The following is a 21,128-nucleotide window of genomic DNA, read 5'->3' on the forward strand; positions in this document are numbered from 1 at the left end:
CGGGGCCGACGCCGTTGACACAAGTCATGAGGCGGCCAAAAGGAGACCGTGGTGCCCTCCTGGCCGGCCCGGTATCAGCCGGTGACCACCTTGGCTCCGGTGGTCTTCTTGGCCGCGTCGAAGGTCCCCAGCTCGGTGACGCCGGCGAAGCCGGCGTTGCGCATGACGGCGCTGGCCATCTTGGGCTGATCGGCGGAGCCGTAGAGCTGGTACTGGGAGTTGTGGTCCAGGCTCGAGATCTGGCTGGAGAAGTCACCCGAGGAGAAGTCGTAGTTGACGGCGCCCTCCAAGTGCCCTTTCTTGAACTCCTCGGCCGAACGCAGGTCGATGATGACGACGGGGCCGGTGGCCTCCGCATCCGCTGGGGCGGTGTGTGCTGAGGGGGAGGCGCTGGAGCCGGCGGAGCCGGAGCATCCGGAAAGCGCTAGTGCGCCGCAGAAGACGAGCAGGGCAGAGGCGGTCATGACGCGGAGGGGGCGTTTCACAGACAGTTCCTTGAAGGGTCACGCGGCTTCGTCGAGCCTGGATGAGGGGCGGGATGCTTCAATCAGCGTAAGGCTCTGTGCCGGGGGACTCGGGGAGGGAACAGGAGCAGGGCCTCAGGGAGGAGGATATGCGGCATCCGGTAGAAAATGGCTGTGATACTCAGTGAAGCGCAGCGCCGACGTCAGTGAAAAAGTCCACGTCGGCTGGGTCGGCCGGCGGCGTCAGCTGCCGGCGGTCAGGTTCGCGGTCTCGTCCTGGAACAGCAGGGCGACCTCCTTGAGCTTCTCTCCGTGCTTGCGGGCGTGGTGGCCGCAGAAGAAGAGCTCGCCGGTCAGCATGACGACTCGGACGTAGGCCTGTGCGTCGCAGACGTCGCAGCGGTCGGCTGTGGTCAGCGGGCGCTCGGCGGAGTCGGCGGCAGGAGTGGTCTGCTCGTCCAGGGTGGTCACCGCCTGTGCGGCGGTCGAGGTTCCGGTTGTGCTCATGGACTGCATTGCATCATGACGCAGGCGCTTCCACCTGTCGGAGACAGCCGTTTCCGCCTGAGGCGCACGCGCTTTCGCCCACGGCGCATCCCTGCCATGGTGCACGTCACCACAGATATGACCGATCGGGTGAATGCTGGGTGGTAGCGAGCCGTCAACGCCCGGAAAGTCGGGAGGGGAGCAGACAGGATGTCGGTGGTGCAGGAGTTCCGCGACCTTGAGATCGCGCGTCTGGAGCAATCGGGCTGGGTGACCAACACTGCCCTTCGCCGGCGGCTGGAGGTCGTGGGGCTGCGGCCGCCTGCCGAGGTCGTCGCCGAGTGCTTGGACGAGGGTGCAGGAGTCGGAGACGGCGCCGGTGCCCGCTGGGAGCGGGCCGAGCGGGCGGTGGCGCACCTGCGAGCGCACTTCGCCCCGTTTCGTTTCTCCGAGGACGTCGACTACGGGCTCCTGGCGATTCCGTCCGTCGACCGACTCGACACCCGGGGCGCCGTGGAACCGCGTATCCGCCGTGATCAGCAGCCCGACCTGCTCGAGGACTTCGTCGACCCGGCCCTGGGGGAGGGTGTTGACCTCACTGGCGCCGCTGACCCCGGTGACCTCGCCGGGACCACGTTGGGCAAGGACGGCTGGATGGTGGTGGCCGGCGTCGTCGGCCAGTACGGGATCTCGGCGGGAAGCCATGAGGACGTCACCGCAGCCCCCGCGGAGCTCTTCGAGGTCGACGGCGTCGACACCCGGGCCCTCATGACCCGTCAGGTCTGGGGAGCCCGTCTCCTGCAGTGCCCGCCCGGCCTCGTCCCCGATTCCGACTACGCCGAGCGGTGGACCTTCACGCTCTTCCCCGCTGAGGGGCTGGTGGACGGGCGGGCCGTCTCAGGCACTGTGCTCAAGAAGCGGGTGCGCTTCCGGCTGGGTAAGGCGGGCCGTGGGATCGGCAGCGCGAGGGTGAGCCCCGCCCTCCCGCTTGGGTAGAGGCCCCGACGGCCTCGGATGGCGGCTGCATGACGTAGGACGCCACACGCCTGTCGCGGCGGGGCACAAGGCGCCGGCGGCACTGATCGGCTAGATTCCCAGCGTGCCCTCATCCGAGAACAAGACCAGCCGGGGCGACTACTCCGCCCGCCACCTCTCCGTCCTGGAGGGGCTCGAGGCCGTGCGCAAGCGCCCGGGAATGTACATCGGCTCCACCGACCAGCGCGGCCTCATGCACTGCGTGTGGGAGATCGTCGACAACGCCGTCGACGAGGCCCTCGAGGGGCACGGCGACGACATCTCGGTGACCGTCCACGACGACGGCTCCATCGAGGTGCGCGACAACGGGCGCGGCGTGCCCGTGGACATCGAGCCCTCCTCCGGACTGACCGGCGTCGAGCTCGTCTACACCAAGCTGCACGCCGGCGGGAAGTTCGGCGGCGGCTCCTACGGCGCCGCCGGCGGCCTGCACGGAGTGGGGGCGTCCGTCGTCAACGCCCTGGCCGAGCGCATGGACGTCGAGGTCGACCGTGGCGGCAAGACCTACGCCATGAGCTTCCACCGCGGTGAGCCCGGCATCTTCGACGACTCCGCCGGACGCAGCCCCTCCTCACCCTTCACCGAGTTCACGAAGGCCTCCGAGCTGCGCGTCATCGGCAAGGTGCGTCGCGGCGTGACCGGCACCCGGGTGCGCTACTGGGCCGACCCCCAGATCTTCCCCAAGCCCACCGAGTACGACGCCGCCGCCCTGCGCGCCCGCCTGCGTCAGACCAGCTTCCTCGTACCGGGCCTCACCCTGCGCCTGGAGGACAAGCGCCCCGAGGCCGAGGCCATCGCCGCCTCCACCACGCCCGCCGCCGATGCCGGCGAGACCGACGACGCCGTCCACGAGGTCACCCTGCGGGCGGCCGCCAAGAACGCCACCGAGAACCGCGGCGACCTGTTCGACACCGGCGCCGACGAGGGCGTCGAGGTCTTCCAGGCCCTGGGCGGCACCGCCGACTTCGTCGACTTCCTGGCCTCCGACGGCTCGGTCACCGACACCTTCCGCCTCACCGGTGAGGGCACCTACACCGAGACCGTCCAGCAGCTCGACCGGGCCAGCGGTCACCTGCGGCCCGTCGAGGTCGAGCGCACCTGCATGGTCGACGTCGCGCTGCGATGGGGGGTCGGATACGACACCACGGAGCGCTCCTTCGTCAACATCATCGCCACCCCCATGGGCGGCACCCACCTGACCGGGTTCGAGCAGGCCCTCACCAAGGTGCTGCGCAAGCGCATCGAGGCCGACTCCCGGGCCCTGAAGCTCACCTCCAAGGACGGCCGCGTCGAGAAGGACGACATCATGGCGGGCCTGACCGCCGTCATCACCGTGCGCGTGCCCGAGCCCCAGTTCGAGGGACAGACCAAGGAGGTCCTGGGCACCGGGCCCGTGCGCCAGATCGTCTCCAAGGTGGTCGACCGCGAGCTCACCGCCCTGCTGACCTCCTCCAAACGGGACCTCAAGACCCAGGCGCGGGCCCTGGAGGAGAAGATCGTCGGCGAGATGCGCGCCCGCGTCTCGGCGCGCCTGCACAAGGAGATCACCCGCCGCAAGACGGCCCTGGAGACCTCCTCCCTGCCGGCCAAGCTCGCCGACTGTCGCAGCGACGACGTCGCCGCCTCCGAGCTGTTCATCGTCGAGGGCGATTCCGCCCTGGGAACTGCCAAGAACGCCCGCGACTCCGAGTTCCAGGCGCTCCTGCCGATCCGAGGCAAGATCCTCAACGTGCAGAAGGCATCCCAGGCCGACATGCTGCGCAACGTGGAGTGCTCGGCCATCATCCAGGTGGTCGGTGCCGGCAGCGGACGCACCTTCGACCTGGAGGCCGCCCGCTACGGCAAGGTCATTCTCATGACCGATGCCGACGTTGACGGCGCCCACATCCGCACCCTCCTGCTGACCCTCTTCTTCCGCTACATGCGCCCCATGATCGAGGCGGGTCGGGTCTTCGCCGCCGTCCCGCCCCTGCACCGCATCGAGGTCTCCGGCTCGGGGCGGCGCAAGAAGGAGATCATCTACACCTACTCCGACGAGGAGCTCGTCACCACCCTGCGCCGCCTGGAGCGCTCGGGGCGCAGCTTCAAGGAGCCCCAGCGCTACAAGGGCCTGGGGGAGATGGACGCCCACCAGCTCGCCGAGACCACCATGGAGCCCCAGCACCGCACTCTGCGGCGCATCACACTGGGGGATGAGGCCCAGGTCATGGAGGCCGAGTCCGTCTTCGATCTTCTCATGGGCTCGTCGGTCGAGCCCCGCCGCGAATTCATCGTCGCGGGCGCCCGTGACGTTGATCGCGAGCGCATCGACGCCTGACCAAGGCCTCAGATCTCGGCCGTTCAGTCAGGTAGGGTCGGTAGCCTTCGTGCCGCGGCCCGCCTGAGGGCGAGGCACGCTGTTCGTCGACTGATCGTTATTCTTCGTCCTCATGAGGGAGGTGCGCTATGGCGCCCGGTTACGGTATCCGCCGGGCGGGATCCTCGCCGTGGCCCATCCTGCGCCCGGGGCCCCGCTCGTCCCTGTCGCGGGAGCTGTCCTGGCGGCCTCTGGGCCCGGAGGACAACCACGAGCTGGCCGCGCTCATCGCCCGGGCCGAGGACGTCGACAACCCGCCTTACCGCACCAGTGAGCAGGAGACGGCCGAGTACTTCCTCGACCCCACCTACTCCGGGGTCGCCGGCCGTGACACCGACGGCGTCATGCGTGCCTTCGGTCTGGTACGCCTCCGCCCGGCCGGCGAGATCTACGCCTCCATGACAGGCACTGTGGATCCGGCCATGCGCAAGCGCGGTATCGGACGTGCCCTCCTGCACTGGCAGGCCGAGCGGGCCCGCCACCTCGTGGGTGCTGAACGGGCCGGCTCCGTGCCGGGCAAGGGGTCGACCCAGGTCCCCGCCCACGTGGTCACCACCGTCATGGAGGATGACAAGCGCATGCAGGGGCATCTCACGGACATGGGTTTTGAGCCGATGCGCTGGTACCGGGAGGTGCGCCGTTTCCTCGGCGACGAGATCCCCGAGGTGGACCTGGACGGCTTCATCACCATTGACCCGTGGACGCCCGAGATCGACGACGACGTCCGCCGTGCCTACAACCAGGCGATGGCCGAGACCTGGGAGACGGAGAACGTCACCCCCGAGGACTGGACCGCGGGCAGCGCCTACTTCGCTCCCCAGTGGAGCTTCGTGGCCATGGACCGGTCCGGGGACCGGGCCCGCGTTGCCGGATACCTGCGCTCGGGCCGCTACGAGCAGGACTGGCAGGCACTGGGCTGGCGCGAGGGCTACACCGATGTGCTCGGGGTCCTGAGCGACTACCGCCACCGCCAGATCGGACCGGCGCTGCTGGTGGCCGCCATGCGCGCCTACGCCACCGACGGCATGGAGTACGCCGCCGCCGGCGTCGACACCGACAACCCCAGTGGTGCCGTGGACCTGTACGAGTCCCTGGGCTACGTGCCCACCCGCGGCACCATTCTCTACGCCCTCGACGTCTGAGCGGGGTGCTCTCCGCTCGGGCGGTTCACCCTCGCAGGTGAGCCACGGCGCCGGCCACCATGGTCGCCACTGGGTGAACGCCCGCCAGCTCCTCGGCCCCGAGGCGCAGAGGGTCCTCAGCCAGGAGCACCAGGTCCGCCGGGGAACCCACCGCCACCGGGCCGGCCCCGTTGACGCTGGCCGCCAGCGCCTCCTCGGCCGTCAGCCGCTGATCCGGCGACCACACCGAGCCATCCGGCGTCCGACGTCCCACGGCGGCCGACATGGCCAGCCACGGGTCCAGGGGCGCCACCGGCGCATCCGAGCCCAGCTGGAGCAGGGCCCCGGCGGACACCATGTCCCCGAAGGCGTAGGTGCGCCCCTCCAGCCCCGGCCACACCCGACTCACGGCCGCCCAGTCATCAATGAGGTGGGCAGGCTGAACCGACAGCTCGACGCCGCAGCCCACGAGGCGCCTGAGCGCCCCGTCGGGCTCGTCGAGGGCGTCGGCCGGCAGCAGCTGGGCGTGCTCCAGGCGCCCGGTGGCTCCCGAGTGTGCGAAGGCGGCGGCGACGTCGTCGACCGCCGCGTCCCCGATGGCGTGGATGGCCATCTCGTAGCCCTGCCGGGCGGCGCGGGCCATGAGGTCGGTGAGCTCGGCCCGGTCGATGTTGACCACACCGTGGGGGTGTTCCACCCCCAGCTCGGTCGGGTAGGGCTCGCACATGTGCGCGCTGCCCGATCCCATCGACCCGTCGGCGATGACCTTGAGCGGCCCCTGAACCAGCACCGGGGAGCCGTCGGGCAGGTGCGGTGAGCCGGTCAGCTCGGTCCCGGTGCGCAGGCCCCTGGCGATCCACAGCTCCAGCTTGTCGCGGTAGACCCCGATACGGATACGGGGCAGCACCTCAGGAAGAACGCCCTGGGTCGCCATGGCCTGCAGGCGCCGCGGCCAGTCACCGGGATCCTCCGACCAGCTCATGTCCACCACGCCGGTGATGCCCCGGGCCAGCATGTCAGCCAGGACCTGCAGGTAGCCGGACTCCCGCAGCTCGCGAGTCCCCGGAACCTCATCGAGCCGGTCCAGCAGGGCGAACCACGGGTCCTCCTTCATCGGCGCCCCCGGGTCCTGGGCACTGGCCCCCGGCAGGCCGAGAGCCCGCAGCGCTGCCGAGTTCAGCCACCCGGAGTGCACGTCCCCGGAGATGAGTAACGTGGGAATCTCCCCGGTGACGTCGTCGAGCTCGGCAACCGTGGGCACCCGGGGCCAGTTGGACAGACGATGCCCGAATCCTTGGATCGTGGCCGGCCGCGAACCGGCCGGATGATCCCCCAGCGCCCGGGCCACCAGCTCCAGGGCCTCCTCGGCGCTGCGGGTGGACAGCGTGTCGATGCGTGCCGAGCGCGCCGCCTCCATGTCCAGGTGGGCGTGAGCGTCCCACAGACCGGGAATGAGGAAGGAACCATCGGCCTGGAGAACCCGCACCCCAGGAGCACTCAGCCCCCGCCCCACCTCGACGACGCGCCCACCCGTCACACGCACGTCGACGGGCTCACCTGGAGGCGGCGCGGCCAGACCACCGGGGTTCGAAGCACCACGGTGCAGCGCACCCAGCTCGGCGCGGGACCGGAAGGGGACGATACGGGCGTCCCTGATGAGCAGGTCTGCGGAGGGTTGATCGGCCATGGGCCACTTTAGGCACATCCGCCCTGCTCACGGGCGGATCTCCGGGACACTCCTACCAGAGGGCCCTATCAGCCGATTCCGATGATGGGGGCCGGCAGCGGCGAGCCGGAGCCGTCGCGTCGCTCATCAGGCTCCGGCAGCGCGACCGGCTTACCGCCCTCGCGCAGCGCCCGCGGTGGGGCCACGCCCACCCAGGCCACCATCAGCTCGTCCTCACCGCGTAGGAAACGGTGAGAACGCACTCCGCCCGTGGCCCGTCCCTTCGCCGGGTAACGATCCAACGGGGTGACCTTGACACTGCCTCCGCCGGTGCCCGGAAGGGATCCTTCGGACCCCGCCACCGTGACCACCACCGCCTCGGCCAGCAGCTCCTCAGGAACCGCCGCACCGGCGATGACCCGGGCGCCCTCGTGCAGCGAAATCCCCGCCATGCCGCCGGCCCCCCGGCCCTGCGGGCGCACCTTGGCGGCCTGGAACCGCAGCAGCTGGGCGTCAGAGGTGACCATCGCCAGGAAGTCCGTGTCCGCCGCGGTGCCCGCGAAGACCACCCGGTCCCCCTCGGACAGGGAGATGACCTCCCAGCTCTCGGCGTTCCTGGGCTCATCGCCGGGCTTGACCCGCTTGATGACACCGTCAGCCGTGGCCAGGACGATCGGCGGGTTGTCGGCAGACCCCACCGGAACCAGGCCCACCACCTTCTCCTCGGGGTCGATATCCACCAGCTGGCGAACCTGAGTCGCACCGGCCAGCCCCGGGGCCCCCTCGCTGCGGGGCACCTCCGTGGTGGAGACGACGTCGAGCAGTACCAGCCGCCCGGTGTCGGTGACCGCGCCGATCCGCCCACGCGCCGTGGTGGGCACCTGGGAGGTCAGGGCGTCGTGGGGCTGGCGCCCACCGGTGCGGGCCACCGGCTCGGCGCCGGGAATACGCGCCACCAGCCCGGTGGCCGACAGCACCACCCGGCACGGGTCATCGGGAACGGTGAGCGGCACGGGGGAGGCGCTGGGCATGAGCGTCATCGGCTGAGCGGAGGCGCCGGCCCGCTTCGCACCGCCACCTGAGGCGGCGGAGGCATCGTCCGGAGTCGCCGCGCTGCCGGCCGACGACGTCACCGGCTCACCGGAGGCCTCCAGCAGCACTGTGCGCCGCGGGGTACCGAACTGCTCGGCCACGGCCGCCAGCTCACGGGAGACCACGCGCCGCAGCAGGACGTCATCGGCCAGGATCGCCTCGAGTGCCTCGATCTCCCGGGCCAGCTCGTCACGCTCCTTCTCCAGCTCGATGACCGAGAACTTCGTGAGCCGGCGCAGCTGGAGCTCAAGGATGTAGCTGGCCTGCGGCTCGGTGAGGTCGAAGACCTGCATGAGCCTGGTGCGCGCCGTGGCGGCGTCGTCGGAGGAGCGGATGACGGCGATGACCTCGTCGATGTCGAGGATGGCGATGAGCAGGCCGTCCACCAGGTGGGCGCGCTCGCGACGCTTGCCCAGGCGGAAACGCGTGCGCCGGGTGACCACTGTGAGGCGGTGGCGCACGAACACCTCCAGCAGCTCCCGCAGGCCCAGGGTGTGGGGCTGACCGTCCACGAGGGAGACGTTGTTGATGCCGAAGGAGTCCTCCAGCGGCGTGTGCTTGTAGAGCTGGGCCAGGACGGCCTCGGGGTTGTAGCCGTTCTTGACGCTGATGACCAGACGGGTTCCGTGCCTGCGGTCGGTGAGATCGGCGACGTCGGTGATGCCCTGAAGCTTCTTGGAGCCCACCGCCTCCTTGATGCGGGCGATGATCTTCTCAGGTCCGACCATGTAGGGCAGCTCCGTGACCACGATGCCCTTGCGGCGCGGGGAGACGGACTCCACGTGAGCGGTGGCCCGCGTGAGGAACTTGCCCCGCCCGGTGCGATAGGCCTCCCTGATTCCGTCCAGACCCACGATCATGCCGCCGGCGGGCAGGTCCGGCCCCGGCACGAAGGCCATGAGGTCCTCCAGGCTCGCATCGGGGTGAGTCAGCAGGTGCCGGGCGGCGGCCACCACCTCCACGAGGTTGTGCGGCGGCATGTTCGTGGCCATACCCACCGCGATGCCTGCCGCACCGTTGACCAGCAGGTTCGGGAAGGCCGCCGGCAGCACCTCGGGCTCGGTGAGCGTGTAGTCGTAGTTGGGGGCGAAGTCGACCGTGTCCTCATCCAGGTCCGCCGTCAGCGCCAGGGCCGACGCAGCCAGACGCGCCTCGGTGTAGCGGGGGGCCGCCGGACCGTCGTCCAGTGAGCCGAAGTTGCCGTGACCGTCGATGAGCGGCAGACGCATCGTGAAGGGCTGGGCCAGGCGCACCAGCGCCTCGTAGATCGCGGTGTCGCCGTGGGGGTGGAGCCGACCCATGACGTCGCCCACGACCCGGGAGGACTTCACGTGCGGACGATCAGGGCGCAGCCCCATCCGATCCATCTGGAACAGGATGCGACGCTGAACCGGCTTGAGCCCGTCGCGGGCGTCGGGCAGGGCGCGCGCGTAGATGACGGAGTAGGCGTACTCCAGGAAGCTGGTGCGCATCTCCGTGGACAGGTCGAGGTCGACGATCTCCCCGTCGGTCGGGGGAGGAGTCCGGGTGGTGGCAGACTTCGGCATGGGCGCATTCTCCGAGGAATCGGGCCGAAAACAAACCACGACACCCGGGCGTGACAGGTCAGACGCACCCGCCCGGAGCAGTCGGCCGACCTTGGGCAGGGGGATACCGGCGCTCGACGATGAAGGGGCGGACGATGGCACAATGGCGACCATGACGACCCACTCAGGCCAGAACTCGGCCGCCGCTCCCGCCTCGTGCGAGGCGTCGCAGGAGGCCTTCACCGACCTGGTGCAGCAGGTGGAGCTCGCCGGCTACTACCCCGAGCTGGTGCTCGACACCCTCCGCCTGGCCGCGGGCGAGGAGGAGATCCTCTCCGGCATGGTTCAGGCCGAGACCACCTTCGCCGAGGCGGTCCACCGCCACCTGACCGTCCTGGCCCTGACCCCCACCCGTCTCATCATCGTCCACGTTGACGACACCCCCCGTGACGACGGCAGCCCCGGCGCCCTGGCCACCAGCGAGGCCGTTCCGCTCAGCCGCATCCGCTCCATGGCCCTGACCCGTGGCGTCTCCGACCCCGCCCAGGGCGGCGGCACCCTCACCGAGATGACGATCGCGGTCTCCTGGGGCTCGGTGCGTCGTCTCGACATGGAGCCGGCCACCTGCGGCGACCCCGACTGCCAGGCCGATCACGGCATGACCGGCGTGTCCGTGCCCGACGACGTCGTCATCCGCGTGGCCGCGGGCGTGGAGGGCGCCGCCGCCCTGGCCCGCGCCGAGACCTTCGCCGGTCGGCTCTCTCAGATGGCGGCCCGCGCCGCTTCACTGTGACGGGGCCGGTGATGGGCCCCCGGACCGTCAGCGGGCAGCCCGCATCGGTTCCCGCCCTGGACTCCCCACAGGATCCGGCGCTCCGCTACGTCCTGGCGGTCGGTGCCGTCAGCGCCGGGTTGTCCCTGTCCGACACCGCGTACGACGGCGTTACTGACCTCAGCCCCGATGTTGAACCTGTCGTCTCCGACGCCCGGGCCCGCATGGTCGCCCGCAGCTGGGGGATCGAGCCGGCCGGGGAGGCCGGCGGTGGCCCGGGAACCGTCGTCGTCCTCGTGGACGGCCTGGGCCTGGAGATGCTCCGTCAGCGTCGCGGACACACCCCCACCCTGCGTCGGTGGCTGGGACAGTGCGAGGCCGGCACTGCCGGCAACGGCAACGGCAACGGAATTCTCACCTGTCGGCCCTCGACGACGGCCGCGGCCCTGACCATGCTGGGAACCTCCGCCCTGCCCGGCACCACCGGCATGGTCGGCTACTCGGTGCTCAACCCCCGCCTGGGGCCAGTTCTTGACGCCTCCGCCGTCCCCGGCCCCGACCAGGTTCTCAGCCTCATCACCTGGAAGGGTGACAACGTCCCCAGCCCCAGGTCCTGGCAGGACGTGCCCACGATCTTCGAGCGGCTCCCGGCCGGGAGCGCGGTGAGCATCGGACCGACCCGCTTCGCCGGATCCGGCCTGACCGAGGCCGCCCTACGAGGTGCCTCCCACCTGGGGGCGGACCGGCTGGAGGACCGGCCCGGCCTGGCCGCCGGCGCCCTGCGCCGCGGCACCCCGCTGGTCTACCTCTACGTCGGCGAGCTGGACAAGACCGGTCACAAGCACGGATGGCTCAGCGAGCAGTGGCTGACCCAGCTCGAGCGCCTCGACGCCGCCATGGCCCAGCTGGCCCGCCGCGTCCCCGCAGGGACCAGGATCATCCTCAGTGCCGACCACGGCATGGTCGACACCGATCCTGGCCACCGCATCGACCTGAGCTCCCACCGTGAGCTCGTTCGCGATGTCGTCGCCGTGGCCGGCGAGCCCAGGCTGACGCACCTGCATGTCGCCGACGGCGACACGGACCTTGCCGCCGAGGTGGCCCAGCGCTACCGCCGCGTCCTGGGGGAGCGCGCGATGTGGATCGGGACCCGGGAGCAGGCCGGTGATCACCTGGGCGCCCTCGGCCCACGTGCACGAGGTGTCGTCGGCGACGTCGTCGTGGCCATGGCCGACACCTGGGTCCTCGTGGATCCTCGGGTCCACTCCGAGTCGGCCATCGCCATGCCCGGTGTCCACGGCTCCTTCACCCCGGCCGAGACCGAGGTGCCGCTGCTCATCACCGAGGCCTGAGGAGCCCGAGAGGCTCTACGAGCTCCACAGGGCTCTCGGGGAGAGGTCCGACCCGGACCCGGGGCTACTCGGGCCTGGCGCCGAAGACGATCTCGTCCCAGGAGGGCACGGAGCGCCGTGAGCGACGGCGGGACTTCTTCTTAGCCGGAGACGTCCTGGGCATGTCGGGCAGGGGCTCCTGCGTGCCCGCCGCTGAGGCGGCCGACGGGCCGGGGGATGCCTTGGCCAGGACCTCGGAGCGCGAGGGCATGGGGATCTCCGGCACCGGCTCAGTGGGACTTTCCGCCCCCAGCGGTGCCTGACGTCCTACGGGGACGCGCTCCACAGCGGGGCTCGGTGCCGACGGTGCCGCCGAGGGGGCACTGGAGGCCGTCACCAGCCTGGTGCCGGCCGGGTGGTTGCCGGTGTGCAGACGCCTGCGCTCCGACATTGAGTAGACCTGTGCACTCAGGCCTGCGGCCTGCTCCAAGGGCTCGTCGGCCTGCCTGGTGCTGGCCTCGGCGCGGCGCTCCTCAATGCCGCGGGCCGGGGGTGAGGGGACCTCGGGGCTCTCAGGGCTGCTGGTGTAGTCGATGCCGTGAGGATCGGTGAAGGCGTCCTCATCGCCGCCCCTCTCGCCGGCAAAGCCGTTCAGGTCGTCGTCCTGGGGCATCTCCACCTCGACGCGCTGGCCCCGGCTGGAGGCCAGGTCGGCCAGCAGCGCGTCGGTGTCATCCGCCGACATGGCGCCACTGGTGGGACGTCCGTACTCCCGAACCGGCAGCATCCCGGCGGGCATCTCGACGGCCAGCCCGGAGGACTCGCCGGAGGCCGCAGCCGGGGCGGAGACGGCCGAGACCGCGCTGCCGGCCGCTGAGCCCGCGGCCGCGGGGGAGTGCCCCGACTGGGCCGACGGCGCCGAGGCGGACGCTCCGGGGGCCTTCGAGTCCTGGTCGAAGACGGCTGGGCGCTTGGCCCCCGCTCCGGCCTCCGTGAGCCAGCGCGCCTCATCGTCCAGGGCGTGAACCGCGCGGGCCGTCAGGTCCAGTGACCAGCGCGCCTGCTTCTCCTCAGCGGACTGTACGAAGGTCACCATGATGAGCCACGGGTCGCGGCCCTCGCGCAACGCGTCCCACTCCAGGCTGGAAGGGTCGACACCACGCGTGGCCAGTCGGTCCACCACCAGCTCTCCGAGCAGGGGGGAGTCCTTCTCCCAGCCGATCCGGCAGGACTGGGCCTGCGAGACGGCCCACTGACGCTCCGCGAGCACCGGCCCCTCGAAACGGCGCACGTGCTCCACATCCATGCCCGTGCTGATCGCGACCTCGGCCGCGGTCGCACCGGCGCGCATGTAGGCCTGGAGCTGCCGGGGGCGCAGGGGTGCCGGCGCCTCTGCGACCGTCCCCGACGGGGGCAGGATCGCTCCACGGTCGCGGCGCACCGCGGCCCTCAGGGCGTCGTCGACGACGATGCTGTAACGCTCGCCGTCCTCGTCCGTCATGACAATCGTGTCACCGTTGGCACCCAGCAGCTCGAGTTCGACCATGGGCGGGGCCTCCTTCATCCCGTGTCAGCACGATATGCTCCACTGTGCCCCACAGCCTGCCATCCGCAGACGCCGAGCCGTGGGAGGCTCAGCGGTGTGCCACATGTGAAGCACGTGTGAATACCCTCGTGAAAACCCTCGGGTCGGGCGCACTGCAAGCGAATCGTGTTCTTCCGTCGGGCGATTTGGCTTGACGGGCCGTCTGGCGGTGCTATTGTGCGCGTGCCTTCCGGGACGGGGGCGCCGAATCGTCGGCACGACGCCTGTGTGCGTGCACGGCTCGACTTCCGTCTTCCGAAGGTCACCCGAGAGCCGTCGACAGAAAGAGTGACGAGGCCATGGCGACCGACTACGACGCCCCGCGCAAGAATGATGACGAGCCTGAGGCTGATTCCATCGAAGAGCTGACCTCGCGGCAGAAGGACCAGTCCTCCGCCGCGATCGAGGAGGACGAGAACGAGGCCGCCGAGGGCTTCGAGCTTCCCGGGGCTGACCTGTCCCGTGAGGAGCTGAGCGTTCACGTCGTTCCTCAGCTCGAGGACGAGTTCACCTGCTCGGAGTGCTTCCTCGTCCATCACCGCAGCCAGCTGGCCTTCGTCGACGAGGCGACCGGTCTTCCGGTGTGCGCCGACTGCGCCGGCTGACGCTCCCACCCAACTCAGGAGATCCCCATGGGACTGTTCTCGCGCCGTCGTGACGACGCAACCACCGATTCCGACGAGTCCACCCTCGGGCACGACCTCGGCGACGACGACCTCGACGAAACCGCCGCGTCAGGCCCCTGGGACCTCAGTGAGCTGCCCGAGGACCAGGAGGAGGTGCCCCGCATCGACCTGGGCGCGCTGCAGGTCCCGGCCGTTGACGGGATGCAGCTGCGCCTGGAGCAGGCGCCCGACGGCACCGTCACCGCCGTCGTCCTGGCGCTGGGCGGCTCGGCGCTCGAGCTGAGGGCCTTCGCCGCGCCGCGCACCGCGGGTATCTGGGACGAGCTCCGCGGTGACATCGCCAACGAGCTCGCCGGGAACGGTGCCCGCTACGAGGAGAACCATGGGGAGCACGGCACCGAGCTGGTCGCTCACCTGCCCATGCGCGGCCCCGACGGCACGATGGCGACAGGCACGATCCGCTTCCTGGGGATCGACGGCCCCCGCTGGTTCCTGCGCGGCGTCCTCCAGGGGCCTGCCGCCTCCTCCGAGCACTCCGCCCAGGCACTGCGGGAAGTACTGCGCGGAATCGTCGTCGTCCGTGACGGCCAGGCCCGTCCGCCTCGGGAGATCCTGCCCCTGCACGCGCCCGGAGCCGTGACCGGACCCGAGGCCGAGGACCTGCCCGGCATCGACCCGCTGGCGCCCGGGCCGACCATCGCCGAAGTGCGTTAGATGGGGGCGCTGTCGGCCCGTGTGAAGCGGCTCTACGAATCGCTGCGCACCAGCCGTGAGCACCTGAAGGCCGAGGAGGAGGAGCGCTCCGCCAGCCGCCGGGGCACCGATCCGATCGGGTCACTGACCTCGCGCCAGCGGGCCCACGTCTCAGGTGTGCTGCAGGCGGTCACCTACCGCTCGAGCCAGGACAAGCCCATTCTCGTCGGGCAGCTCTACGACGGCACCGGCAGCATCGACCTGGTGTGGTGGGGCCGGAGACGCATCCCCGGCATCAAGCCTGGCGCCCATCTCCTTGCTGAGGGGCGGGTCGCCGACGGCACCCACCGCCAGCAGATCCACAACCCCGCCTATCGCCTGCTGGGGCCGGGGCAGTAGCAACCGGCAGCCACCTGCGGGAAGGACCTACGAATGAGCAGCCGTTCCACTGGAACCACCCGTACGGGCCTGGGGGCCATCGACTCCGAGCGCTTCGACGCCATGGCCGCCGTGGGCGGGTGGCGCGGCATCCTCGAGTCCGTCGTGCCCACCCTCATGTTCGTCCTGGTCATGGCGGTGCGGCCCACCGCGCTGGTGGCTGCTCTGCTCGCCTCCCTGGCCATCAGCGCCATCTGCCTCGTAGCCCGCCTGGTGCAGCGCCAGTCCCCGGCTCAGGTCGTCGGCGGGGTGGTGCTGGTCCTCGTCTCGGCCCTGTGGGCCTGGCGCAGTGGCGACGCCTCCAACTTCTACGCCACCGGACTCATGATCAACGCGGCCTGGCTGGTCGCCTGCCTGGTCTCCCTGCTCATCGGCTGGCCGCTCGTGGGCACCTTCATGACTCTGTGGCATCGTGTCACCGACGAGTCAGGCCACGGTGAGGGCGGTGACACGAGCAAGGACTCGGGCAGCACCGGAAGGCCCCAGGCCGACGACGATCCGGTCGCGCGTCCCTCGGCCTGGCGCACCGAGCCGGCCCTGCGTGCTGTCAGGCGCCGCTACCACGCGGGCACCTGGGTCCTGACGCTCATGTTCGCCCTGCGGCTCGTCGTCGAGGTGCCCCTCTACCTGGCCGGTGCTCACGCCGTGTCGTACCTCGGGGCGGCCCGCCTCATCCTGGGCGTGCCGCTGTACGCCGTGACCCTGTGGTTCATCTGGCTGCTGGTGGCCCCCAGTCGGATCGCTCAGGCGCAGGCGTCCGCCGAGCGGTAGTACCGCCCCTGACCGTCACGTGAAGATGAGGGGCAGCTCCTCCAGGCTGGACTCTCCCTCGCGCGCCGTGAGGAAGATGAGCTCGTCGCCACGCTCGAAGCGCTCGTCACGGTCCGGTGTGATGGGACGGTAGTCGCGCAGGATCGCTGCCAGCACCGTATGGGGCGGCAGCTCGATGTCGGTGACGAGCTCGCCGATGACCGGTGAGTCCTCCGGCAGGGTCAGTTCATGCATGGAGGCGCCCGACTGGTGGAAGTGGAAGATGCTCACCAGGCTGCCGACGCTGACGGCCTCCTCCACCAGGGCCGTCATGAAGCGCGGGGTCGACACGGCCACGTCCACGCCCCAGGTCTCATCGAAGAGCCACTCGCTCTTGGGGTTGTTGACGCGCGCAACTGTGCGGGGCACTCCGTACTCGGTCTTGGCCAGCAAGGAGATGACCAGGTTGGCCTTGTCGTCCCCGGTGGCGGCCACAATGACATCGCAGGTCTCGGCCCCGGCGCGCTCCAGGGCGTCGATGTCGCAGGCGTCCGCCAGCTGCCAGTCGGCCTCCGGGACCGAGGCGATGCGCATGGCCTCGGCGGAACGGTCGACGAGGGTGACCTCATGGCCGTGACTGATGAGCTCGCGGGCGATGGAACGGCCCACGGATCCGGCTCCGGCGATCACGATCTGCATGGCTCAGGCCTCCTGGGTCGGGGCGTGTGACAGGGCGCGGCGAACCTGGCCGATACGGTCGGTGCTCACCGCCAGGTGCAGCCGGTCATGCTCCTGGATGACGGTGACGGCCTCGGGCAGCAACGCCGTGGCACCGCGCGAGATCCAGGCCACCCGCACCCTCAGGCGGTCCTCCAGCGCCCCGATCGTCGTACCGACCCACTGCGGGGAGGCGTTGGGCTGGATGAGAGCAACCGTGCCCGAGGGGTCCTCGAGCTCGCGGGCGCTGGAACCCGGCAGGATACGGCGCATCATCTGGTCGGCCGTCTGGCGCACGGTGGCCACCGTGGGGATGCCCAAGCGCTCGTAGACGTCGGCTCGCCGCGAGTCGTAGATCCGGGCGACGACGTTGTCCACGCCGAAACTCTCCCTGGCAACGCGCGCAGCCACGATGTTCGAGTTGTCCCCGTTGGACACCGCGACGAAGGCGTAGGCCTCGTCGATGCCCGCCTGCTCCAGGGCGTCGCGGTCAAAGCCGACCCCCTTGACCTTGCGGCCGTTGAAATCCGAGGGCAGGCGGCGGAAGGAGTCCGAGGAGCGGTCGATGACGGACACCGAGTGCCCCATACGGTCGAGCTGAACAGCCATGGACGCTCCGACGCGGCCACAGCCCATGATGACGAAGTGCACGAGGAGGACGGTACTCCGTTGTCGGGCCGCGGACGTAACATCTGGAGACGTGCGTGACTTCGCAGACCGCATCAAGCGGCTTCTCGTCGGCCGTCCCGTCCCCAGTGGAGCCCTGGGGGAGACGCTCCTGCCCAAGAGGATCGCCCTTCCGGTATTCGCCTCCGACGCCCTGTCCTCCGTAGGCTACGCCCCTGATGAGGTGCTCATCACTCTGGCCGTGGCCGGCGTCGTCGCTACCTCACTGTCCCCATGGGTCGCCCTGGCCGTCGTCGGCGTCCTGGCCGTCGTCGTGGCCTCCTACCGTCAGACCGTCCACGCCTACCCCTCGGGCGGCGGCGACTACGAGGTGGTCTCGGCCAACCTCGGCTCCCACGCCGGCCTCCTGGTGGCCTCGGCCCTATTGAGCGACTATGTCCTGACTGTTGCGGTCTCGGTGTCCTCGGGCACCTCCTACCTCGCGGCCGCCCTGCCCGCCCTGGTCCCCTACAAGGTGGAGATCGCCGTCGCGGTCGTGACCGTCCTGGCCGTGCTCAACATGCGCGGCTCGCGCGAGTCGGGTCGGGCCTTCGCCATTCCCACCTACCTGTACATGGGCGTCATCGGCATTATGGCCGTCGTCGGCCTCGTCCAGGAGCTGACCGGGACCCTCGGGCGGGCCGAGTCCGCCGGCTTCGACGTCCTCACCCACGCCGGCTGGGAGCAGGGCCTGACCGGCCTGGCCGGAGGCTTCCTGGTCCTGCGGGCCTTCTCCTCAGGGTGCGCGGCCCTGACCGGCGTGGAGGCGATCTCCAACGGCGTGCCCAGCTTCCAGCGCCCCAAGTCCCGCAACGCCGCCACCACGCTGCTGCTCCTGGGCGGAATCGCGGCGCTGATGCTCATGAGCGTCATCCACCTGGCCGGCGCCGTCGGCGTGCGCATGGTGGAGGACCCGGCCCATCAGCTCCTGCGCAACGGTGTCCCGGTCGGGGACGGCTACCACCAGGACCCCGCGATCGGACAGATCGCCGCCACCGTCTTCTCCGGTTTTCGCCCGATGTTCTACCTGGTCGCCACCGTCACCGGGCTGATCCTGGTCCTGGCCGCCAACACCGCCTTCAACGGGTTCCCGGTCCTGGCCAGCGTCCTGGCCCGTGACGAGTTCCTGCCCCGCCAGCTCTCCCAGCGCGGCGACCGCCTGGCCTTCTCCAACGGCATCATCGTCCTGTGGCTGGGGGCCGTGGCCTTCCTCATCGGCTTCGAGGCCAACACGACCCGCCTCATCCAGCTCTACATCGTGGGTGTGTTCATCTCCTTCACGCTCTCCCAGGTAGGCATGGTGCGCCACTGGACGCGCGAGCTCACCATCGCCACCGAGCCCCGGGCCCGTTCACGCATGCACCGCGCCCGCATCATCAACTCCATCGGCGTGCTGGGCACTGGGACGGTCCTAGTCATCGTCCTGCTCACCAAGCTCACCCGGGGAGCCTGGATCACTCTGACGATCATGGCGCTGCTCTACCTGGTGATGAACCGGATTCGCCGCCACTACCGCAGAGTCAGTGAGGAGGTGGCCATCTCCGACCTCCACGACGCCCGTGTCCTGCCGGCCCACGTCCACGCCATCGTCCTGGCCTCCCGCCTCCACCAGCCCACGCTGCGGGCCCTGACCTACGCCCAGTCGACCCACCCGACCGCCCTGGAGGCCCTGACGGTGGACACCGGCGATGGCGGCGCCGAGCACCTCCTGGACGCCTGGGAGGAGGCCGACATCGCCGTGCCCCTGACGGTCCTGGACTCTCCCTACCGGGACATCACCCGCCCGGTCATCAACTACGTCCGCTCGGTGCGCCGCGAGTCCCCCCGCGACCTCGTCGTCGTCTTCCTGCCCGAGTACATCGTGCGCCACTGGTGGGAGCAGATCCTCCACAACCAGACCGCCCTGCGCCTCAAGACCGTCCTGCTGTTCACTCCCGGTGTCGTCGTGGCCTCCGTGCCCTGGCAGCTGGGACTTCCCGGTCAGCGGCACTTCCACCACGGTGTGCGTGCCCGCACCGCCGAGGGCATCATCGACGCCGACGTCGCCATGCGCCGTCACGTCGACAGCCACCTCAGTCATCTCGACCAGCACGGCCGCTCCAGCACCGGCGGCGTCGGAGCAGACCACCAGGAGATTCGATGACCCCCCAGCCCAACCGGACCGGAGACCAGCCCGCCCCCAGTCGTGGCGAGCCACGCGAGCTGACCCTGGCAGTGGGGGCACCGGCGCACGGCGGGCACTGCGTGGCCCGCCCCGTGGACGACCCGGGCGGTCGCGTCATCTTCGTGCGTCACTCCCTGCCCGGTGAGACGGTGCGGGCCCGCCTGACCGAGATGACCTCGCGGACCTGGCGCGCCGATGCCGTTGAGATCCTCCAGGCATCCCCGGACCGCGTCGAGTCCGTCTGGCCCGAGGCCGGCCCGGCGGGCGTAGGTGGGGGAGAGCTCGCCCACGTGGCCCTGGACGCCCAGCGCACCTGGAAGCGCTGGGTCCTGGCCGACTGCCTGCGGCGGATCGGTGGACAGGAGGTGGCCGACGCCGTCGCCTCCCTGCCCGAGGCCTCCGCCGCAGCCGCCGTGCCGATCGAGCCCATGCCCACTGACGCCGTGGCCCAGGCCTCCACCAGTGCTCGACGGCGTGCCCTGGCCGGGACCGCCACCCGCACCCGCATCAGCCTGACGGTGAGTGAGGACGGCAGGCCCGGCATGCACGCCTTCCGCTCCGGGACGGTCCTGCCTCTGCACCGCCTGCCCCTGGCCGTTCCCGCCATCACCGAGATCGGACTGCTGGAGCGCTCCCGCTGGCGCGCCCACTATCGGCCCGGTATGCGCATCGAGGCCATCGCCCCCAGCGGCGGTGAGCCCGTCGTCCTGCTCGACGAGCGGCTCCTGACCGCACAGGCCCGCAGCACCGGGCGGCGCCGCGTCCGGGAGGTCGTGGACGCGTCCGCCCTGGGGCTGGGGGAGCTGACCTACTCCGTCCATGCCGAGGGCTTCTGGCAGGTGCACGTCGACGCCCCCCGGGTGCTGGTCGAGCGCGTCGTGCGGGGCGCCCTGGGGGAGAACCTTGAACGTGCCGCCGGCCGCCGCGTCCTGGAACTCTACTCGGGGGCCGGCCTGTTCACCCTGCCGCTGGCCTCTCTTGTGGGGGCCGGCGGTCAGGTCCTGTCCCTGGAGGGCAATGAGCAGGCCGTTCGCGACGCCCGCCGCACACTGCACGACCACCCCGCCGCACGCCTGGCTTCGGGACGCGTGAGCGCCCGCTCGGTGCGCGAGCTCGCCGGCTCCTTCACCGGCGGTCGCCCCGACGTCGTCGTCCTCGATCCACCGAGGCAGGGGGCCGGGCGCGAGGTCATCGAGGCCGTCAGCGCCCTGGGAGCCGAACGGATCGTCCTGGTGGCCTGTGACCCAGCGGCCTTGGCTCGGGACCTGGGAACCCTTCTGCGGGCCGGCTATGTGCTGGGGTCCATGAGTGCGCTGGACATGTTCCCGCACACGCACCACTTCGAGACGATCGCGGTGCTTGACAGATCCTGAGCCAATCGACGGCAAAGGCGATGGGCCCCAGTCCTTCACGGACTGGGGCCCATCTCATGCTCCGGGAAGGAGCCTAGTCAGCCGATGGTCGGTCACGATGCGCGACGACGGACGGCCAGGATCACATATCCCGTCACCAGGAATGCGGCCATGGCTGCGATGACTGGCACGGCGTTGGAGCCGGTGCTTGCCAGGTTGCTGCCGCTATTGCTTGGTGGCGTGCTGGCCGAGGTGCCGGGCGTGGGGACCTCGGTGGGAGTGGGCGTC

Annotated in this window: 18 protein-coding genes; 11 read left to right on the forward strand and 7 right to left on the reverse strand. The window is 70.5% G+C overall.

Going from position 1 to position 21,128, the window contains the following annotated elements:
- Positions 1–74: 74 nt before the first annotated feature.
- Positions 75–485, reverse strand: coding sequence for a rhodanese-like domain-containing protein (locus BKH28_RS12275; RefSeq protein WP_075419073.1), 411 nt, complete (start codon positions 483–485; stop codon positions 75–77).
- A gap of 222 nt (positions 486–707) precedes the next feature.
- A complete protein-coding gene (locus BKH28_RS12280; protein ID WP_178388887.1) occupies positions 708–980 on the reverse strand; it encodes a DUF7455 domain-containing protein in 273 nt (90 codons plus the stop codon).
- Between the two features lie 180 nt (positions 981–1,160).
- Here BKH28_RS12280 and BKH28_RS12285 point away from each other — a divergent pair, with 180 nt between their 5' ends.
- From BKH28_RS12285 to BKH28_RS12295, 3 genes are all read left to right on the forward strand, one after another.
- Complete coding sequence (locus BKH28_RS12285; RefSeq protein ID WP_075419074.1) at positions 1,161–1,946, forward strand: hypothetical protein; 786 nt, start codon at positions 1,161–1,163, stop codon at positions 1,944–1,946.
- Positions 1,947–2,049: 103 nt separating this feature from the next.
- Positions 2,050–4,302 carry a DNA gyrase/topoisomerase IV subunit B gene (locus tag BKH28_RS12290; protein ID WP_075419075.1) on the forward strand — a complete coding sequence of 751 codons (2,253 nt, stop codon included), beginning with the start codon at positions 2,050–2,052 and terminating at the stop codon, positions 4,300–4,302.
- Positions 4,303–4,430: 128 nt separating this feature from the next.
- On the forward strand, positions 4,431–5,483 hold the full coding sequence (locus BKH28_RS12295; protein WP_075419076.1) for a GNAT family N-acetyltransferase: 1,053 nt from the start codon (positions 4,431–4,433) through the stop codon (positions 5,481–5,483).
- A 25-nt stretch (positions 5,484–5,508) separates the two neighbouring features.
- Here BKH28_RS12295 and BKH28_RS12300 read toward each other — a convergent pair whose 3' ends face one another.
- Both BKH28_RS12300 and BKH28_RS12305 read right to left on the reverse strand, forming a co-directional pair.
- A complete protein-coding gene (locus tag BKH28_RS12300) occupies positions 5,509–7,149 on the reverse strand; it encodes an amidohydrolase (protein WP_178388888.1) in 1,641 nt (546 codons plus the stop codon).
- Between the two features lie 68 nt (positions 7,150–7,217).
- Positions 7,218–9,767 carry a DNA gyrase/topoisomerase IV subunit A gene (locus BKH28_RS12305; protein ID WP_075419077.1) on the reverse strand — a complete coding sequence of 850 codons (2,550 nt, stop codon included), beginning with the start codon at positions 9,765–9,767 and terminating at the stop codon, positions 7,218–7,220.
- A 151-nt stretch (positions 9,768–9,918) separates the two neighbouring features.
- On the opposite strand from BKH28_RS12305, the gene BKH28_RS12310 reads away from it, so the two are divergent.
- Both BKH28_RS12310 and BKH28_RS12315 read left to right on the forward strand, forming a co-directional pair.
- Entirely contained in the window at positions 9,919–10,539 is a 621-nt protein-coding gene (locus tag BKH28_RS12310) for a DUF5998 family protein (protein ID WP_178388889.1), read from the forward strand.
- 11 nt (positions 10,540–10,550) lie between these two features.
- Positions 10,551–11,870: an alkaline phosphatase family protein gene (locus tag BKH28_RS12315; protein WP_143224146.1), complete on the forward strand. Its 1,320-nt coding sequence runs from the start codon at positions 10,551–10,553 to the stop codon at positions 11,868–11,870.
- Between the two features lie 64 nt (positions 11,871–11,934).
- Here BKH28_RS12315 and sepH read toward each other — a convergent pair whose 3' ends face one another.
- Positions 11,935–13,395: a septation protein SepH gene (gene sepH / locus BKH28_RS12320; protein ID WP_430515704.1), complete on the reverse strand. Its 1,461-nt coding sequence runs from the start codon at positions 13,393–13,395 to the stop codon at positions 11,935–11,937.
- Positions 13,396–13,733: 338 nt separating this feature from the next.
- Between sepH and BKH28_RS12325 the strand changes: the two genes are divergently transcribed.
- Genes BKH28_RS12325 through BKH28_RS12340 form a run of 4 tightly spaced genes read left to right on the forward strand, consistent with a single transcriptional unit; the run spans position 13,734 to position 15,962 of the window.
- Positions 13,734–14,039, forward strand: coding sequence for a DUF4193 domain-containing protein (locus BKH28_RS12325; RefSeq protein ID WP_004565030.1), 306 nt, complete (start codon positions 13,734–13,736; stop codon positions 14,037–14,039).
- Positions 14,040–14,066: 27 nt separating this feature from the next.
- Positions 14,067–14,774, forward strand: coding sequence for a DUF3710 domain-containing protein (locus BKH28_RS12330; RefSeq protein WP_075419079.1), 708 nt, complete (start codon positions 14,067–14,069; stop codon positions 14,772–14,774).
- Positions 14,775–15,152, forward strand: coding sequence for an OB-fold nucleic acid binding domain-containing protein (locus BKH28_RS12335; protein WP_075419080.1), 378 nt, complete (start codon positions 14,775–14,777; stop codon positions 15,150–15,152).
- Between the two features lie 33 nt (positions 15,153–15,185).
- Positions 15,186–15,962, forward strand: a complete 777-nt coding sequence (locus BKH28_RS12340; RefSeq protein WP_075419081.1) for a DUF3159 domain-containing protein — start codon at positions 15,186–15,188, stop codon at positions 15,960–15,962.
- Between the two features lie 15 nt (positions 15,963–15,977).
- On the opposite strand, the gene BKH28_RS12345 is transcribed toward BKH28_RS12340, so the two are convergent.
- Positions 15,978–16,640 (reverse strand): potassium channel family protein, encoded by a 663-nt coding sequence (locus tag BKH28_RS12345; RefSeq protein ID WP_075419082.1) that lies wholly within the window; start codon positions 16,638–16,640, stop codon positions 15,978–15,980.
- 3 nt (positions 16,641–16,643) lie between these two features.
- Positions 16,644–17,267, reverse strand: coding sequence for a potassium channel family protein (locus tag BKH28_RS12350; protein WP_256695994.1), 624 nt, complete (start codon positions 17,265–17,267; stop codon positions 16,644–16,646).
- Positions 17,268–17,358: 91 nt separating this feature from the next.
- On the opposite strand from BKH28_RS12350, the gene BKH28_RS12355 reads away from it, so the two are divergent.
- Together BKH28_RS12355 and BKH28_RS12360 are read left to right on the forward strand one after the other, a co-directional pair.
- A complete protein-coding gene (locus BKH28_RS12355) occupies positions 17,359–19,467 on the forward strand; it encodes an APC family permease (RefSeq protein ID WP_075419084.1) in 2,109 nt (702 codons plus the stop codon).
- Positions 19,464–20,861, forward strand: coding sequence for a class I SAM-dependent RNA methyltransferase (locus tag BKH28_RS12360; protein WP_075419085.1), 1,398 nt, complete (start codon positions 19,464–19,466; stop codon positions 20,859–20,861). Before BKH28_RS12355 ends, BKH28_RS12360 begins: the two co-directional genes overlap by 4 nt.
- Positions 20,862–21,128 lie beyond the last annotated feature (267 nt).

It is taken from the genome of Actinomyces oris, assembly GCF_001937665.1.
GTDB classification, from domain to species: Bacteria; Actinomycetota; Actinomycetes; order Actinomycetales; family Actinomycetaceae; genus Actinomyces; species Actinomyces stomatis.

Excerpts from the sequence above, each read along its gene's own strand:
- BKH28_RS12280 (WP_178388887.1), bottom strand. The coding sequence starts at position 980 with ATGCAGTCCATGAGCACAACCGGAACCTCGACCGCCGCACAGGCGGTG.
- BKH28_RS12285 (WP_075419074.1), top strand. The coding sequence starts at position 1,161 with ATGTCGGTGGTGCAGGAGTTCCGCGACCTTGAGATCGCGCGTCTGGAG.
- BKH28_RS12295 (WP_075419076.1), top strand. The coding sequence starts at position 4,431 with ATGGCGCCCGGTTACGGTATCCGCCGGGCGGGATCCTCGCCGTGGCCC.
- BKH28_RS12300 (WP_178388888.1), bottom strand. The coding sequence starts at position 7,149 with ATGGCCGATCAACCCTCCGCAGACCTGCTCATCAGGGACGCCCGTATC.
- BKH28_RS12305 (WP_075419077.1), bottom strand. The coding sequence starts at position 9,767 with ATGCCGAAGTCTGCCACCACCCGGACTCCTCCCCCGACCGACGGGGAG.
- BKH28_RS12310 (WP_178388889.1), top strand. The coding sequence starts at position 9,919 with ATGACGACCCACTCAGGCCAGAACTCGGCCGCCGCTCCCGCCTCGTGC.
- BKH28_RS12315 (WP_143224146.1), top strand. The coding sequence starts at position 10,551 with ATGGGCCCCCGGACCGTCAGCGGGCAGCCCGCATCGGTTCCCGCCCTG.
- sepH (WP_430515704.1), bottom strand. The coding sequence starts at position 13,395 with ATGGTCGAACTCGAGCTGCTGGGTGCCAACGGTGACACGATTGTCATG.
- BKH28_RS12325 (WP_004565030.1), top strand. The coding sequence starts at position 13,734 with ATGGCGACCGACTACGACGCCCCGCGCAAGAATGATGACGAGCCTGAG.
- BKH28_RS12330 (WP_075419079.1), top strand. The coding sequence starts at position 14,067 with ATGGGACTGTTCTCGCGCCGTCGTGACGACGCAACCACCGATTCCGAC.
- BKH28_RS12335 (WP_075419080.1), top strand. The coding sequence starts at position 14,775 with ATGGGGGCGCTGTCGGCCCGTGTGAAGCGGCTCTACGAATCGCTGCGC.
- BKH28_RS12340 (WP_075419081.1), top strand. The coding sequence starts at position 15,186 with ATGAGCAGCCGTTCCACTGGAACCACCCGTACGGGCCTGGGGGCCATC.
- BKH28_RS12345 (WP_075419082.1), bottom strand. The coding sequence starts at position 16,640 with ATGCAGATCGTGATCGCCGGAGCCGGATCCGTGGGCCGTTCCATCGCC.
- BKH28_RS12350 (WP_256695994.1), bottom strand. The coding sequence starts at position 17,267 with ATGGCTGTTCAGCTCGACCGTATGGGGCACTCGGTGTCCGTCATCGAC.
- BKH28_RS12360 (WP_075419085.1), top strand. The coding sequence starts at position 19,464 with ATGACCCCCCAGCCCAACCGGACCGGAGACCAGCCCGCCCCCAGTCGT.